The 15,291-nt window shown below is 46.8% G+C and carries 13 protein-coding genes; 12 read left to right on the top strand and 1 reads right to left on the bottom strand.

The features are described 5' to 3' along the window. Positions 1–8 precede the first annotated feature (8 nt). From A3EU_RS0125035 to A3EU_RS0125010, 6 genes are all read left to right on the top strand, one after another. Complete coding sequence (locus A3EU_RS0125035; protein ID WP_020538937.1) at positions 9–1,019, top strand: SPFH domain-containing protein; 1,011 nt, start codon at positions 9–11, stop codon at positions 1,017–1,019. Continuing rightward, positions 1,019–1,939, top strand: a complete 921-nt coding sequence (locus A3EU_RS0125030) for a diacylglycerol kinase catalytic domain-containing protein (RefSeq protein WP_020538936.1) — start codon at positions 1,019–1,021, stop codon at positions 1,937–1,939. The genes A3EU_RS0125035 and A3EU_RS0125030 overlap by 1 nt, the downstream gene beginning before the upstream one ends. 155 nt (positions 1,940–2,094) lie before the next feature. Continuing rightward, positions 2,095–2,646, top strand: a complete 552-nt coding sequence (locus tag A3EU_RS0125025) for a riboflavin biosynthesis intermediates N-glycosidase (RefSeq protein WP_020538935.1) — start codon at positions 2,095–2,097, stop codon at positions 2,644–2,646. Positions 2,647–3,212: 566 nt separating this feature from the next. Continuing rightward, complete coding sequence (locus A3EU_RS0125020; protein WP_020538934.1) at positions 3,213–4,265, top strand: AI-2E family transporter; 1,053 nt, start codon at positions 3,213–3,215, stop codon at positions 4,263–4,265. A 43-nt stretch (positions 4,266–4,308) separates the two neighbouring features. Then, a complete protein-coding gene (locus A3EU_RS0125015) occupies positions 4,309–6,462 on the top strand; it encodes a T9SS type B sorting domain-containing protein (protein WP_020538933.1) in 2,154 nt (717 codons plus the stop codon). 60 nt (positions 6,463–6,522) lie between these two features. Further along, positions 6,523–6,915: a hypothetical protein gene (locus A3EU_RS0125010; RefSeq protein ID WP_020538932.1), complete on the top strand. Its 393-nt coding sequence runs from the start codon at positions 6,523–6,525 to the stop codon at positions 6,913–6,915. Between the two features lie 365 nt (positions 6,916–7,280). Here the strand turns inward: A3EU_RS0125010 and A3EU_RS0125005 are convergent, their stop codons facing one another. Beyond that, the gene (locus tag A3EU_RS0125005) at positions 7,281–7,928 is read right to left on the bottom strand and encodes a DUF6089 family protein (protein WP_083937571.1); all 648 of its coding nucleotides are present in this window, start codon (positions 7,926–7,928) and stop codon (positions 7,281–7,283) included. A gap of 198 nt (positions 7,929–8,126) precedes the next feature. Here A3EU_RS0125005 and A3EU_RS0125000 point away from each other — a divergent pair, with 198 nt between their 5' ends. The 6 genes from A3EU_RS0125000 to A3EU_RS0124975 all read left to right on the top strand — a co-directional run bounded on the left by A3EU_RS0125000 (position 8,127) and on the right by A3EU_RS0124975 (position 15,289). Further along, the gene (locus A3EU_RS0125000) at positions 8,127–9,242 is read left to right on the top strand and encodes a tryptophan 2,3-dioxygenase family protein (protein WP_020538930.1); all 1,116 of its coding nucleotides are present in this window, start codon (positions 8,127–8,129) and stop codon (positions 9,240–9,242) included. Between the two features lie 2 nt (positions 9,243–9,244). Then, on the top strand, positions 9,245–10,693 hold the full coding sequence (locus A3EU_RS0124995) for an aldehyde dehydrogenase (protein ID WP_020538929.1): 1,449 nt from the start codon (positions 9,245–9,247) through the stop codon (positions 10,691–10,693). Positions 10,694–10,924: 231 nt separating this feature from the next. Beyond that, the gene (locus tag A3EU_RS0124990; RefSeq protein WP_020538928.1) at positions 10,925–11,455 is read left to right on the top strand and encodes a 3-hydroxyanthranilate 3,4-dioxygenase; all 531 of its coding nucleotides are present in this window, start codon (positions 10,925–10,927) and stop codon (positions 11,453–11,455) included. Positions 11,456–11,482: 27 nt separating this feature from the next. After that, positions 11,483–12,565, top strand: coding sequence for an amidohydrolase family protein (locus A3EU_RS0124985; protein WP_020538927.1), 1,083 nt, complete (start codon positions 11,483–11,485; stop codon positions 12,563–12,565). A gap of 99 nt (positions 12,566–12,664) precedes the next feature. Continuing rightward, on the top strand, positions 12,665–13,933 hold the full coding sequence (kynU, locus tag A3EU_RS0124980) for a kynureninase (RefSeq protein WP_020538926.1): 1,269 nt from the start codon (positions 12,665–12,667) through the stop codon (positions 13,931–13,933). A 3-nt stretch (positions 13,934–13,936) separates the two neighbouring features. Further along, positions 13,937–15,289 carry an FAD-dependent oxidoreductase gene (locus A3EU_RS0124975; RefSeq protein ID WP_020538925.1) on the top strand — a complete coding sequence of 451 codons (1,353 nt, stop codon included), beginning with the start codon at positions 13,937–13,939 and terminating at the stop codon, positions 15,287–15,289. The last annotated feature ends 2 nt before the right edge of the window (positions 15,290–15,291 follow it).

Raw genomic sequence — 15,291 nt, 5'->3', positions numbered from 1 at the left:
CAAATAATATGTTCGGTTTCAAACACATTCAGTTTGACGCAATGACCTACGTCATGCACTACAAAAACGGCGCCATCAACCAAGAAGGACGCGGTCTCTCTTTTTTCTATTTTACCCCCAATAGTTCTATTGTTGCGATCCCGATGGGGGGCAATGACTTGCCTTTCGTCTTCAAGGAGATGAGTGCCGATTACCAAACGGTTACCATCCAGGGACAGATCAGTTACCAGATCAGTGAACCTAAAAAACTAGCGGACGTTCTCGACTTCACCGTCAACGAAGAGGGGAGGTATAAAAAGAATGATCTGGAAAAGCTCAATCAGCGTACCATCAACGAGGCGCAGACGGCGGTGACGGCATTTATTCATGGCCTGAGTTTGCAGGATACGCTTGGTGCTGCTTCCACACTGGAGCAGCGCATCCTGAGCGGGCTCCAATCGTCTCCGATGATTAGCATGCTGGGCATCGAAATCATGGGCGTCAATATTTTGGCAGTTCGGGCAGTACCGGAAATGACGCGGGCCTTGGAGACATCTACGCGTGAGAAACTCCAACAAGAGGCTGATCAAGCTATTTACGAACGCCGCAATTTTGCGGTTGAGCAGGAGCGGAAGATCAAAGAGTCAGAGCTCAATACCGAGATTGCTGTTGAAGAAAAGCAGAAGCAAATCACGGAAAAGAAGATGGAGTCGGAGGTGCTTCGTCAAGAAAATAAGCGTAAACTCAACGAAATGGTGATGTCCGGTAACATTGAGTTAGAGCAGCAACGCCAATCGCTGGTGGAGCAAAAAGCCATCAACGACCGCAAGCTCGCCGATACGAAAGCCTACGTTGTAGATACCACACTGAAACCTTACAAAGACCTGGATTGGAAGATGATCACCGCGCTGTCTAACAACCCTGATCCTCGCCTGAACATGACGCTCGCGTTCCGTGAACTGGCAGAGAATGCAGGTAAGATTGGCAACCTCAATATCAGCCCGGACCTATTAGAAAACCTCTTGGAAAAAGGAAGATAATGAGTTACGAATATGCCCTGATTGTAAAAAGCAAGACCCGCCTGGAGCAACTCATTGAGCGCTTCAACACCAAGGCCCAGGCCCAGTTCTATCTGGAACGAAACGGCGGCGATTTTGCGGAATACGAAAAGGAACACCTCAATTTTCACCATGCTTTGACGGAAGTGCAACGCCAGCTGGCAGGAGTGTTGAAGTACAAGTTGCTTGATCGCTCCTTCCTGCCGGGATACTTGTTTGCCAAACAGCATTTGATCATCACGGTAGGGCAGGATGGCTTGGTGGCTAATACGGCCAAATACGCCGGGAGCTGCCCCATTCTGGCCATCAATCCGGATGAAGATCGCTACGATGGGGTCTTATTGCCCTACACAGTGAACAACTTCCTGAACGGGGTCCGCCGCATTCAGCGCAATGACTTTCCTGTAGAGGAGGTCAGCCTGGCGGAAGCCCGCCTACAAGATGGGCAGCGGCTGTTGGCGTTCAATGAACTGTTTATCGGTGCGGCCAGCCATGTGTCAGCACGTTATGAGATTGTGATGGGACAGGAGCAAGAGATACATTCTTCTAGCGGCTTGCTGGTCTCTACGCGGGCAGGCTCCACGGCTTGGTTAAGTTCGGTGTTCAATATGGTGCAGCGCGTGCCGGCAATTTTTGGGGTGCCTACGGGCTTTGAGCCGCCGAAAGTAGCCTCCAACGAGCTGATCTTTGCGGTGAGAGAGCCCTTTGCTTCGAAGCAAACCCAAATCAATATGGTGGCCGGGAAGCTGGGCGAGCAACAGCATTTGCGTTTAAGTTCGCTCATGCCCAGCCAAGGCGTTATCTTTAGTGATGGCATCGAACAGGATTTTCTTCAATTCAATAGTGGTGCTGTAGCTACTATTGGCGTCGCAGCAGAGAAAGCGATGTTGGTGCAGCAGTAATCTTAGAGGGCTTTCGATGAAAGTCCGCAGAAGGACGCGGTCCGCTTCGCGTCCCTAGTGTAACGGGTATAGCCTATTTACATCCCTATACCATCTACCAGAAATCCCTCTACAGCCTTCGGCGAATGCCGAAAGTATAGCTTAATTTAAAAAAAATGCGCTACAACACTCAGAAAATAATCGAAACCATTGAGAGCGGTCAAGCCGTTGACTTTCTGTACTTCTGGGGGCATCGCCCGCGCAAGGATGGAAGTATTGGCAAGAGCTGCCTCTCGCAATGGTATGCCAGCGGGTTTGCTTTCGAAGACGAGTATTTTCCCACCGCTGAGCACTGGATGATGGCCGGAAAAGCACGCTTGTTCAAGGACGAACAAATGCGCCAGCGTATCCTCAAAGCAGGTTCTCCTATTGAAGCCAAGCGTTTTGGTCGTAAGGTCAAAGATTTTAAGCAGGAGCAATGGAGCACTGCCGCTATGGAGTTGGTGATAGAAGGCAACTATTTGAAATTCTCCAAATCAAAACGCTTGCGATCCTTCTTGCTCAGTACGGGCGACCAAGTACTGGTAGAGGCGGCACCTAATGATGCAATTTGGGGAATAGGTATGGTAGCAGAAGACCCTCGCGCCAGCGACCCTACTCAGTGGATGGGCACCAACTGGCTAGGCTTCGCACTGATGGAGGTGCGGGATAGGTTGAAAATGGAATAAAGCAGTGATGAAAAGCTATCCGCAACAGGAAGTGTCCTGCTAGAAGGATCGAGGGAGAAAGACCTAGCAGCAAAAGCCCCTGTCTCTACGGGCTGATCCTGTGGGCGAATACCCCACCTCCGCCCGAGCGGTAAACCACCCCCGTCTCTACGAGCCGACCCCGCCAGCGGGGTACATGGGCGGGCCGTGGCCCGACAGGAACCAACACGAGATAGTAGCTGCTCCGTAGGGCAGGGTTTCATATCCTGCACGAAGGAGCGGCGAATAGTCTGGTGCCAGCATGCCCCCTATTAATCTTTTTGGTTCCTGATATGTTTTGTGGAAGGCCACTTATGGTTGTCACCTGCGAACCAGGTGCAAGTAGGCAGGTGTTTCGTAGCTCAGGGGGCGTAACCCCCTACATGGTCATGACGAGGCAGCCGAAATAAAACACCTTCTCTGATGTTTTCTGTGGTCAGGCTAAAGTGAAAATGTCAAGCGACTGATAAGGAGCGTTATTTTCACTTTCGATTGACTCAACACACAAAAAATGTCAGAGAATCACAAAATAAAGGCGTACACAAAAAATGAATGAAAGAAGAACAACAAATATATTGTTGCTGATAATAGCACTGCCAGTAGTTTTTTACGTGCTAAAGCTATTGTCTTTTATATTTATCCCGCTTGTTTTTTCAATGTTTATAGCATTACTTTTTTGGCCTTTAGTTCGTTGGTTGAGGACGAAAAATGTACCTAAAGTAATTAGCATTTTAATCGTTGTAGTGATTATCGGGGTGTTTATTAAGTTGACAGGGGAGGTGATTCATATTTCAAGTGGAGAAATTCTGGCGTCCGAAAATAATCTATTTGAAAAGGCAGAAGGGAAGTTAGAAAGATTAATTACGCCTTTAGAAAACTTTTTTGGTATTGAAAGAGGAGGAGGCAAAGGTATTGTGCAGCACTATTTTGAGAAAATAGATGTAAGCGAGACCTTTGGTTCAACCATTGATTTGATCGGCAACACGATCTCAATGACCTTGATGACCTTCTTCTTTGCGATATTACTTCTTGCCGAGTCTTTGAACTTTCAGATGATCTTAAACGAAACCGTTATTCGGCAGAAATTCTCCTCTATTAAAGTTTTCATGCGCATTGAAAATGACTTGATAACATTCATCAAAGTAAAGTTTATTATCAGCTTTTTTACGGGCTTAGGATTTACCCTTGCTTGCTATTTCTTTGGGGTAAGTTTCCCCGTTTTCTGGGGGCTTTTTGCGTTTGTAATTAATTTTGTTCAAATGATAGGCTCTGTTATTTCTGTTATACTATTGGCATTGTTTGCTTTTGTAGAAGTAGACACCACAGGAACACTATTGTTCTTTATACTCACCATAACGCTTGTTCAACTGGTCATGGGAGGGGTACTGGAACCTATTTTTATGGGTAAATCCTTTTCAATCAACGTGATAACCATTTTGGTAATGCTCATGTTTTGGGGATTCCTTTGGGGAGTTCCCGGGATGATACTATCGATACCAATTACGGTATTTATAAAAATAATATTGGAACAATTTCCCAAAACTAAAGTCATAGCAAGGTTAATGGCAGGGCCAGAATTGATACCGCTTAAAGGCAGATAAAAGGGTTGTGATTATCTTTGTGAATCAACATCTTCCTAAGCCAATGCGTACCCTACTGAGCCTCTCTTTTTTTTTGCTGCTGTCGACCTCCCTCAAGGCGCAGGATATCTTTTTGAGTACCCTCAATAACCAGTTGTATAGCCTGGATTTGTCTGATTGTAGCTACCAGCTGATTGGTGCGATGCCGGTCAGTTCTACCGATATTAGTTTTCACCCCAACGGCAATCTGTACTGTGTTACGTCTACTGGGCAGTTGTACGAAATAGACCCCTTGACGGGTGCCAGTACGTTTTTGCACATGTTTGAGCCCGGCGCTACCCAATTGTATACCGCACTGACGATTTCTGCGGAAGGTATCTTCTACGTTTGCGGTCTGGAAGGCGATTTGTGGCGCTATGATCTGATTTCGGACACCGGAATATTTGTTGGCGATGTAGGTTTTGGTGCCGAGGGTGATCTGACTTTCTTCGATGGCGAATTGTACATGGCATCAGAAAACGATAATATCGTTCAGATTGATCTGCAGGAGCTCTCAAATAGTAGCATTGCTGTAAATGGCAGTGTGCCGGGGCGTATTTTTGGCATTGTATCCTTTGCGGAAAGCTGTGATGAAATATCGGTGTATGCCCTGACAGACAATGCCGCCAATGTCTACGAAGTGAACTTTGCCGACAATAGCCTTGATTTTTACTGTTCTATTCCGCTGCAAGTGAGCGGTGGCGCGAGCACTTTCGAGTTTTTTGGATCTAATCCCGTGTATATTGATGACGTGATAGTAGATGGGTTTAACTGCGGAAATGCCGACGGGAGCATCAGTATCACCGCCAGCGGTGGGGTAGGGGCACTAACCTATTCGTTGGATGGAATGGATTTTCAAGCGAGCCCTGATTTTGCCAACCTATCACTAATGGCGTACACCATTTATGTGGCGGATGAAGTCGGTTGCATACGCACCCAAGAGCTTGTTCCTATTGCTGATGTACCCGCTTTTAATGAAGTCAGAATAACAAACACTACCTGTGGGCTGACCAATGGCCAGATTGAAGTAGTCGTTACCGGTGGTTTGGAACCCTACGAATATTATGTAAATGGAATACTGAGTAATAGTTTGACCGTTACTGATTTGCCCGCTGGGAGTTACCAGTTGGAAATTATCGATGCTGCCGGATGTACTGCAATGACGCAGGCCAACCTGGGCGGTGCAGGGATACCCGTTATTTCTGATGTCAATATTGTCTCTACAAGCTGTGGGGAAGACAACGGTTTTCTGTCGTTTTTAGTGACAGCAGGACTGCTGCCTTTTCAGTTTTCTCTGAATGGTGGACCTGTGCAAAATAATGGCAATTTTTCTGGCTTGGCGGCAGGGGAATATACCCTCAACTTGGTGGATCAGGCAGGATGTACCGCGACTGCTTCTGCGACTGTTTTGCCGAGTGGGATTTTTGAAATAGACGAAGTGTTGGTCGCGAATGCCACTTGTGGAGAGAACAACGGGAGCATCGAAATCGTCGCCACTGGGGGCATACCGCCGTATTCTTATGAAATTAATGATCTTGGTAATGAAATAAGTCCGGTTTTTAGCGACCTCGCGGCCGGAACCTATACCGTTCATGCAGAAGATGCCTCGGGCTGTTTTGCAGAAACGACCGTTACATTGGTGGATACGCCTCCTGTGAGGATTGCTTTGCAAAACCAGCAATCTGCTTCCTGTCTCGAAGAAGACGGAGAAGTTACGCTGGCTTTTGATGGAGGCACTGAGCCGTTGAGTCTACGTCAGAATGGTGTGATGATTCCAGCAGAAGAGAAGATTGCTGGCTTAGCAGCCGGTGCATATCAGTACATTGTCAGTGATAGTTTAGGTTGCACCGATAGCCTGACGGTGACTATAGGATCGGGTAATTGCCCTTTTTACTTGCCCAATGTTTTTAGCCCTAACCAGGACGGTGTCAATGATTTTTTCGCGCCGCAAGGTGTGAGCAATAGCGAGACTAGAATTTTGCGGATGCAAATTTACGACCGCTGGGGAGGCCTTGTTTTTGAGCAGGGCAGTGGCCTACTGAGCGATGTCAAATACCGCTGGGATGGGAATCGCTTGGGGGAAGAGCTTACACAAGGTATCTACATCTACTTTCTGGAGGTGGAGTACGAAGATGGGACGACAGAGGTGTTTTCGGGAGATGTGATGTTGTTGCGGTAATTGTTAATTTAGGCACTGTTAACAGGAGATTCAAATAATCACAACTAAAACTCGATACTCATGGGCAACCTACTAAAAATGTTTTTCAGCCAGCCAGAAATTGCTTTACAGTTGCTAATAGTGGTTCCTGGCATCATTGCTATTATTTTTTTGATTCGCTTGGGCCACAATGTTTGGTCTACCAGGGCGAGTAAGCATCGGGGAATAATTGTTGCGGGGATTGTTCTTTTTCTATTGAGTCATCTGCTCAGCTACTCCATCAGTATGATCTATCTTCCTTACGTGGGAGGTGATGTTGATCATACGATGTTGGGCATGATCTTTAGCGGAATTGGTTTGGCAGGTAATACTGGAGAGGCACTATTGTTCTGGGGACTTTATCAGTATTTTTCTAAAGAAAGAACAGTGTCCTCCGAAAAGGATCTTAATGCTGATTTGATTCAGCGGTATTAGGAACAGGAAACATAAGTCATCCCGAATTTTGGCTAAGGCCAAAATCCAGCCTGACTTTAACTTAAAAAGAGTCCGTAAATAGCTAAAAAGAGTGATTTATCCGACTTTTTGTAGAAAACCCCATGATTTCACTAGTAAAATCATGGGGTTTCGTTTTTAACGATAGGTTTTGCAGTTGGTCAGCACCGGTTTTGATGAGAACCAAAAATCGGGATGACTCATGTTTTGAGCAATACTGTGTAAACGGTTACAGCAGCGGCCTTACAAATTGTGCATCCTACCCCGCACCCTTGAACAGTATAAAGGTTGGGTGGGTGTAAGGGGGTAAACGTTAGTGCTGTAACCCCGCACTTCGCACCAAAAAACTACCAAGTATACAGTATCCCCAGGCCACCCAGCAAGTACCAGTCATCAGCATCAGCATTGCCGTTTTCGCTAACACCGTCTAGTAGGTCGGAGAAAGTAGCGCGGGTGCCGCCGTGCAGGGTTGCCGAAACATTGGGGCTGATCGCAAAGCGGATGCCTAAATCGATAGGCACCACAATTAGAGAACCAGTGTCTTCCTCTGTTTTGAAAGTCCCATCACCTGAATAATTGACAGTTTCATTGGTGAATACCATCCCCAGGCCAAGCCCTACAAAAGGAGAGAAGTTTCGAACAAAACGGCCGGACTCCTCAAAGCTTTTTTGCCCAAGAGGATGCCACTCGGCCTGGAGGGCAACCTCTACAAGCTTGTTCTCCATCGTAATGCCGCGACTGATATTGTAATCCAAATCGCTGCCAGAGATTTTGCCAAAATTCAAGCCTGTTTTAAGGGCTATTTTGGGCGAAAGAAAATTGCGGTATTGCACCCCTGTGGAGAAGTTTAACTGTCCGGCATTGATAGCGGATTGAGAAAGGTCTCCTTGATAGGTGATTAACCCCAGGTTTACACCTAAATCATGGTCTGATTGTGATTTCAGACTGGTGATTGTTGCAATGGTTAATAAGAGAATAAGGTAATTTTTCATCATAAGGAAAAGTTGTTAAGAAGATTGTTTTTCAAATAAGGAAGTTACGTTTTTTTGGGATAGAAGTCAATCGTAAAACATAAACTTAATGTATAGATTACCAGATTGAAAAAGAGTATCCTTTGCTTTACCCTTATCTTGGAAAAGCGTTATATCTTGGGGCAAAGAAGTGCAGAATAATTGATCGTTAAGGAACTATAAATGAGCGAAAAACAGAAGAAATATAGCCCCGTCCATTACCAACAGTATCTGGGTTTGGACGATTTACTAGGTTCGCAGCGCCCTCGGAGTGGAGAGTTGGAACCTGAACCGGCTCACGATGAGATGCTTTTTATCATCACTCATCAGAGTTACGAACTATGGTTTAAGCAGATCCTTCACGAAGTAGATTCTGTGGTGGATATGTTTCAGACGAATCGGGTAGATGAACGAAACATGGGAACCTCTGTCGCCCGCTTGAATCGAGTGGTTGAAATCCTGAAGCTGCTTATCGAACACATCCGTGTGATGGAGACGATGACGCCGCTGGATTTTCTGGATTTTCGCAAGTTTCTTTTCCCGGCCTCGGGCTTTCAAAGCTTCCAGTTTAGGCTGGTAGAGAATATGCTGGGACTGCCGGAAAGCGAAAGGATGACCTACAATAATTATCACTACGCTGCCTTTTTTACCAAAGAACAACAAGCAAAACTCGATCACATTTCGCAGGGGAATAACTTGTTTGCAGCGGTTGAAGATTGGCTGGAAAGAACTCCCTTCTTGCGTTTTGGCGACTTCGAATTTTTGGAGCACTACAAGGCATCGGTCGAACGCATGGTTGCTCGCGAAGCGGAAGCTATTATGGCCTCGGACTACCTCACGGACAAGGAGAAGGAAATGCGGGTGAAAATGATGGGGAACACCGACCCTTATTTTCAATCTATTCTCGATCCCCATCAGCATAGTGAAGAAAAAGGTAAAGGTACTTTCCGCTTGAGCTACGATGCGATGTTGGCAGCCCTGATGATTAATCTCTACAACGAAGAGCCGTTATTGCAGATGCCGTATCGCTTCTTGTTGTGCCTGATTGATATTGATGAATTACTGACCACTTGGCGGTATCGGCACTCTCAGATGGTATTGCGGATGCTGGGCCGGAAAACAGGTACCGGCGGTTCTTCCGGGCATGCTTATTTGCGGGAAACCGCCATCAAGCATCATATCTTCACCGATTTACATAATATTTCCACCCTGTTGATACCCCGTTCTGAGCTGCCAGCCTTACCTCCACGCTTGGTCAAGGAATTGGGCTTTTTCTATACGCAGAAAAAAGAGGATTAGGTATGAAACGCTTAGCGAATTTTATCAATGGCGAATTTCAGGCACCTGCAGGTGGAGCCTACCTTCCAGTATTTGACCCTTCAAAGGGGAAACCTTATGCAGAGGCACCTGATAGTGATGAGCAGGATGTAGCCTTGGCGGTGAGTGCTGCTAAAGCGGCTCAGGAACAGTGGGCGAATACCAGCATCGACGAGCGTTACCGTGTACTGAACAACATTGCGTTGGGGATTGAAAAAAGAGCAGACGAACTGGCTGCTGCCGAATCGCAAGACAATGGTAAGCCCGTTTGGTTAGCCAAGCAGGTCGATATCCCGAGGGCATCAGCCAATTTCAGGTTCTTTGCGCAAGCGATTACGCAATTTGCCAGCCAGTCTCACGATAATGGGCCAGGAGGTTTTAACTATACACTTCGGTCTCCGTTAGGAGTTGTGGTATGTATTTCGCCTTGGAACCTTCCTTTGTATTTGTTTAGTTGGAAAATTGCGCCAGCACTGGCGGCAGGTAATGCTGTGGTGGCCAAACCTTCAGAGGTGACGCCTCTGACGGCCTATCTGCTGGGCGAAATTTGCCAAGAGGCAGGTTTACCGCCAGGGGTGCTCAATATCCTGCATGGCTATGGCCATCGTTTGGGAACTGCCCTTACCAGTCATCCTCAGGTGAAGGCGATTTCCTTTACAGGAAGCACCCGCACGGGCGCAGAGATCGCAAGGATAGCGGCGCCACTCTTCAAGAAGCTTTCACTAGAGTTGGGCGGCAAAAACCCGAACCTTATTTTTGCTGATTGTGATTATGATAAGATGCTTCGAACGACGGTTCGGTCTTCGTTTGCCAACCAGGGGCAGATTTGCCTCTGCGGATCGCGTGTTTTTGTAGAAGCACCACTATACGAGCGGTTTAAAAAGGATTTTGTAGAAAAAGTAAAAGCGCTAAAAGTGGGCCCACCTACTGCTGTCGATACAAAAGTTGGGGCCGTGGTTTCGCAGGCGCATTATGATAAAATTCTTTCGTATATTAAACTGGCACAGGAAGAAGGCGGCCGTATCTTATGCGGCGGAGAAGCAGTGAAACTGGAAGGAGAACACGCCGCTGGCTGGTACATTGCCCCCACGGTTGTCGAAGGTCTGGCCCATGACTGCCGCACCAACCAGGAAGAGATTTTTGGCCCTGTGGTTACGATCATGCCTTTTGAAACCGAAGAAGAAGTGTTGCTTTACGCAAACAGCACGGAATACGGACTTTCTGCTACCATCTGGACGCAGCAATTGGACCGTGCGCACAAGCTGTCTCGTCAGCTGGAAGCAGGGATTGTATGGATCAATACCTGGCTAAAGCGGGATCTTCGAACGCCTTTTGGTGGGGTAAAGAATTCCGGCGTTGGCAGGGAAGGTGGTTTTGAAGCATTGCGCTTTTTTACGGAGCCGAAGAATGTTTGTTTGGATTTTGATGAATAGCTACTGGGGACTTGATGTTGTGCAAAAAATGAGTTGAGCATAACTAAAAAAACAAGATAATTGTTATATTATAACAAACAACTGATACTATGAATTCAGTGCAATTCTTTGAGATAAGGCTTGAGCTTCTGTTGTTCCTTAACCCGTGTCAAAAAAAATCACCTTTCTCTGACTATTTTTGTTTTAGTTTGACTTAAAACACAGCAATTGTCAGAGAATCAATCAATAATTATGTCAAAATTACTNCCCAAGTTTAATTTCAAAGAATGGATTGAGGAAAACCGCCACTTGCTTAAGCCACCCGTTGGTAACAAAGCAATTTGGGCCAATGGCGAATACATCGTTATGGTTGTGGGTGGGCCCAATGCCCGAAAGGATTATCACCTCAACGAAACGCCTGAGTTTTTCTACCAGGTAGAAGGAGATATCACCCTGAAAGTCATCGATGAAGGGGTGCCCAAAGACATTCATATCTATGAAGGAGAAATTTACTTGCTGCCCGCCAATATCCCGCATTCGCCTCAGCGCGGTCCCAATACTGTAGGTTTGGTAATCGAACAACAGCGCCCTGAGGGGATGGATGATGGACTCGCCTGGTTCTGTGAAAATTGCGGAAATGAACTCTATCGGGAGGCCTTCACGCTAGAAAATATCGAGACAGATATGCCTGTCATCTTTGACCGTTTTTATTCTGATGTTCCTCTTCGTACCTGTGATAATTGTGGTACAGTAATGGAGCCTCCTGTTAAGAAAAAAGCTTAATTAAGCGTTTTAAAAAAGCCCCTAACCATGCGTATAAACGGACATTCTCATTTGCTTCCTTACCCGGAAGAGGTTCCGGCATTTATGAAGGAAAAAGAAATCTTCTGGATTGATGAAGATCGCAAATTCATGTTGCAGAAAAACTGGAAACGCCCGGTGACGGACTCCAGTTTCTTTCTGCACGAGAAGCTGGAATGGATGGCCAAAAACGAGATTGACCATGCTGTCGTCTTGAACCTGTCGCAGTTGTACGGCAACGGCCTGCGGATGGAAGAGATGAAGCAAGTCTTGCGTTGGCAAAATGACTTCAATGCCAAGGTACAGGCTGATCATCCGGATAAATTCACCTGTGGTTTTGTGATTCACGCCGGCTTTGTGCGTTCGGCCCTTTGGGAGATAGAACGCTGTGTAGAAGAACTGGACCTGCGTGTTTTGTGCCTACCCACCCATTATCTGGATTCTACAGGAACCTGGCGAACCATTTTTGACCCAGAAACCGAACCCATCTTTGAGTTGGCCAACCACTACGGTTTGGCCGTAGAAATTCATCCTTACGACGGTGAAAAATTCATCCAGCTAGAGAATACCGCCTGGCGTTTTCACCTCGTGTGGATGCTGGCCCAATGTGCTGATTCCTATCACTTCTTTACGCTGAATGGCTACCATATTCGCTATCCTAATATGCGCACTTGTTTTGCCCACGGCGGGCAACTGGCCCAGATCAGTCTCGGGCGCCGCATTCAAGGATTCGATGGCCGCCCGGATCTGTTTGAAGGCAAGGCACACCCTCGCAAAGCAGTGGGTCACCCCAATATTTTCTTTGACACTTTAGTGCATGATACGCTGTCACTGGACTTGATGATGAAGCGCAATAAAGGCGCTGATCAAATCATGGTGGGGCTGGATGATCCCTACCCGTTAGGGGAAATGGAGAGCACGCCACAATCTTCTTACCCTGGTAAATTACTGGATTTGGCAGTGGAGGAAGGTATTATCACCCGCGAACAACAGCAAGAGATGTGGGAAGATAATGTCCTCCGCTGGTTGGGAGCTGATAAAAATGAAGCGATGATGAACCGTATTAGAGGTTCTCAAGCGACACCTGCTTAATGTTGCCCTGCCCTCACTTCCTGCTCCGTAGGATAGGGTTTAAAACCCTATCCTACGGAGCAGGAAGTGAGGGGTATTGAAAATCTCACATTTGTTATTATGACTTACCAAGCTACTCGGGAATACGCCCAAAGCCAAGACGATAAAGACCCAATGCGCGGGTTTCGGGAACGATTTCATCTACCTCGCCAAGCCAATGGAGAGCCCTTCATTTACCTTTGCGGAAACTCGCTGGGGTTGCAACCAAAATCCACGAAAGCTGCTATCGATCAAGAATTGCTCGACTGGCAAAACTTGGGGGTAGAAGGCCACTTGCATGCAAAGAACCCTTGGTTACCCTACCACGAATTTTTAACCGAAAAGATGGCCGAAATAGTGGGTGCTAAACCCATTGAAGTGGTGATGATGAACACCCTTACGGTGAACTTGCACCTCATGATGGTGTCGTTTTATCGCCCGGAAGGGAAGCGTACTAAGATTTTGATGGAGGCTGATGCTTTTCCTTCGGACCGCTATGCCATCAGTTCACAGCTAAAGTTTCATGGTTATGATCCTGCTGAACACTTGGTAGAACTCAAGGCACGTGATGGTGAAGTTTTGATCAGAGAAGAAGATATTGCTCACATTTTGGAAGAGCAAGGTGCTGAGATTGCATTGGTGCTGTTGGGTAACACCAATTACTATACGGGCCAGTTTTTCAATATGCCGGAGATCACGAAGTTGGCACATGCACAGGGCTGTATGGTGGGCTTTGATTGTGCTCACGGAGCAGGAAATGTGCCGCTGGATTTACATGATAGCGGAGCCGATTTTGCAGTTTGGTGTTCGTATAAATACATCAACTCCGGCCCCGGAAGTGTATCAGGGTGCTTTGTACATGAGCGGCATGCACATGATAAGGAGTTACCTCGTTTTACCGGCTGGTGGGGGCACAATAAAGTTACCCGCTTTGGGATGCGCGATGATTTTGACCCCATTCCGGGTGTTGAAGCTTGGCAGTTGAGTAATCCTCCCATTCTATCCTTGGCGGCCATCAAGGCTTCCTTGGAGGTATTTGCTGAAGCAGGAATGAACAATCTTCGCCAGAAATCATTAGCACTTACTGGCTATCTGGAGTACTTGGTTGATCAGTTACCGGGTGGTAAAATCAGTATTATTACGCCCCGTGATCCGGAGCGGCGAGGTTGCCAGCTTTCTATTCAGGTACAGGATGCGGATAAAAGTTTATATGAAGCCATCAGTGCCGCTGGTGTTATTGCCGATTGGCGCGAACCTGATGTGATTCGGGTAGCTCCCGTGCCGCTTTACAACACCTTTACGGAGGTCTACGATTTTGTGAAAATTTTGGGTGAGAAAATGGAAGCTTAAATTATGAGCAATAAAGAACATAAAGTAATTATCATCGGTGCTGGCCTTTGCGGCACTTTATTGGGTATCCGCCTGGCCCAAAAAGGCTATACCGTAGAATTGTACGAAAAGCGTACAGACTTGCGATTGACTACCGAAGAAGGAGGGCGATCCATCAATTTGGCTTTATCCCATCGGGGACTCATGGCGCTGGATACTGCTGGTATGAGAGAGGAAGTATTGAAATACTGTATCCCGATGCGTGGGCGAATGATACATTCTATTGGTCAGGATGCGCGCTTTAGCAGTTATAGCGGGCGCGAGGACGAATACATCAACTCGGTATCACGCAGTGGCCTCAACCGGACCTTATTGGAGAAAGCAGATACTTATGATAACCTGCAAGTATTCTTTGAGCATTCCTGCACCAGTGCTGATATTGAAAATGCTACGGCTACCTTTCAGCGTGCCGATGGCACTTTGGTGAAAGTTGCCGGGACGGTATTGATAGGAACAGATGGCGCAGGATCGGTAGTGAGAAGGGCGATGATGAGCCGTTCTTCCCGTTTGTTGTTTAATTTTTCTCAACATTTCCTGCGTAGTGGCTACAAGGAGTTAACCATTCCTCCTGCGCCGGATGGTGGTTACCGAATTGATAGTAACGCCCTGCATATTTGGCCCAGAGGAGCCTACATGACGATTGCGTTACCGAATATGGACGGTAGCTTTACGGTGACCATGTTTCATCCTTATGATGGCGAAGCAGGGTTTAATACTTTAGATACTTTCGCCAAGGTGAAAAGCTTTTTTGAGGAGCATTATCCCAGTTTATTACCTCACTTGATTGGTTTACAAGAAGATTATTTTGATAACCCGGTAGGTACCCTGGGTACAATCAAGTGTTACCCCTGGCAGGCCTATGGCAAGACGCTCGTTATGGGAGATGCCGCTCACGCTATTGTTCCTTTCTACGGGCAGGGCATGAATGCCGCTTTTGAAGATGTTAGAATTTTCATCGAGACCTTGGAGCAGCACGGAGAAGATTGGGCGGCTACTCTTGAGGCTTTCTCAGAAGAGCGACCTGCCAATACCGATGCTATTGCAGACTTGGCTATTGACAATTTTTACGAGATGCAGGATAAGGTAGACGATACCGACTTTATCAAAAAGCGTAGCTTGGAAATGGCGCTGGAAGATCAATTCCCTGATTACTATTCAAAGTATTCGCTGGTAACCTTCAAGCCGGAATTGTCTTATGCAGAAGCGATGGTGAAAGGCCGGCAGCAAGATGAGTTTTTGCTAAAGCTGGTTGCGGATAAGGAGGTGGAGGATTTGGATTTGGAGGAGGTTTTGAGGGAGGTGAAGGAAAACAAATAAAA

Source organism: Lewinella cohaerens DSM 23179, from assembly GCF_000379805.1.
In the GTDB taxonomy this organism is placed as follows: domain Bacteria; phylum Bacteroidota; class Bacteroidia; order Chitinophagales; family Saprospiraceae; genus Lewinella; species Lewinella cohaerens.
This window is presented reverse-complemented; position numbering and strand designations above follow the sequence as displayed.

Excerpts from the sequence above, each read along its gene's own strand:
- A3EU_RS0124975 (WP_020538925.1), top strand. The coding sequence starts at position 13,937 with ATGAGCAATAAAGAACATAAAGTAATTATCATCGGTGCTGGCCTTTGC.
- A3EU_RS0125015 (WP_020538933.1), top strand. The coding sequence starts at position 4,309 with ATGCGTACCCTACTGAGCCTCTCTTTTTTTTTGCTGCTGTCGACCTCC.
- A3EU_RS0125020 (WP_020538934.1), top strand. The coding sequence starts at position 3,213 with ATGAATGAAAGAAGAACAACAAATATATTGTTGCTGATAATAGCACTG.
- A3EU_RS0125000 (WP_020538930.1), top strand. The coding sequence starts at position 8,127 with ATGAGCGAAAAACAGAAGAAATATAGCCCCGTCCATTACCAACAGTAT.
- A3EU_RS0124985 (WP_020538927.1), top strand. The coding sequence starts at position 11,483 with ATGCGTATAAACGGACATTCTCATTTGCTTCCTTACCCGGAAGAGGTT.
- A3EU_RS0125035 (WP_020538937.1), top strand. The coding sequence starts at position 9 with ATGTTCGGTTTCAAACACATTCAGTTTGACGCAATGACCTACGTCATG.
- A3EU_RS0125010 (WP_020538932.1), top strand. The coding sequence starts at position 6,523 with ATGGGCAACCTACTAAAAATGTTTTTCAGCCAGCCAGAAATTGCTTTA.
- A3EU_RS0125025 (WP_020538935.1), top strand. The coding sequence starts at position 2,095 with ATGCGCTACAACACTCAGAAAATAATCGAAACCATTGAGAGCGGTCAA.
- A3EU_RS0124995 (WP_020538929.1), top strand. The coding sequence starts at position 9,245 with ATGAAACGCTTAGCGAATTTTATCAATGGCGAATTTCAGGCACCTGCA.
- A3EU_RS0125005 (WP_083937571.1), bottom strand. The coding sequence starts at position 7,928 with ATGATGAAAAATTACCTTATTCTCTTATTAACCATTGCAACAATCACC.
- A3EU_RS0125030 (WP_020538936.1), top strand. The coding sequence starts at position 1,019 with ATGAGTTACGAATATGCCCTGATTGTAAAAAGCAAGACCCGCCTGGAG.
- kynU (WP_020538926.1), top strand. The coding sequence starts at position 12,665 with ATGACTTACCAAGCTACTCGGGAATACGCCCAAAGCCAAGACGATAAA.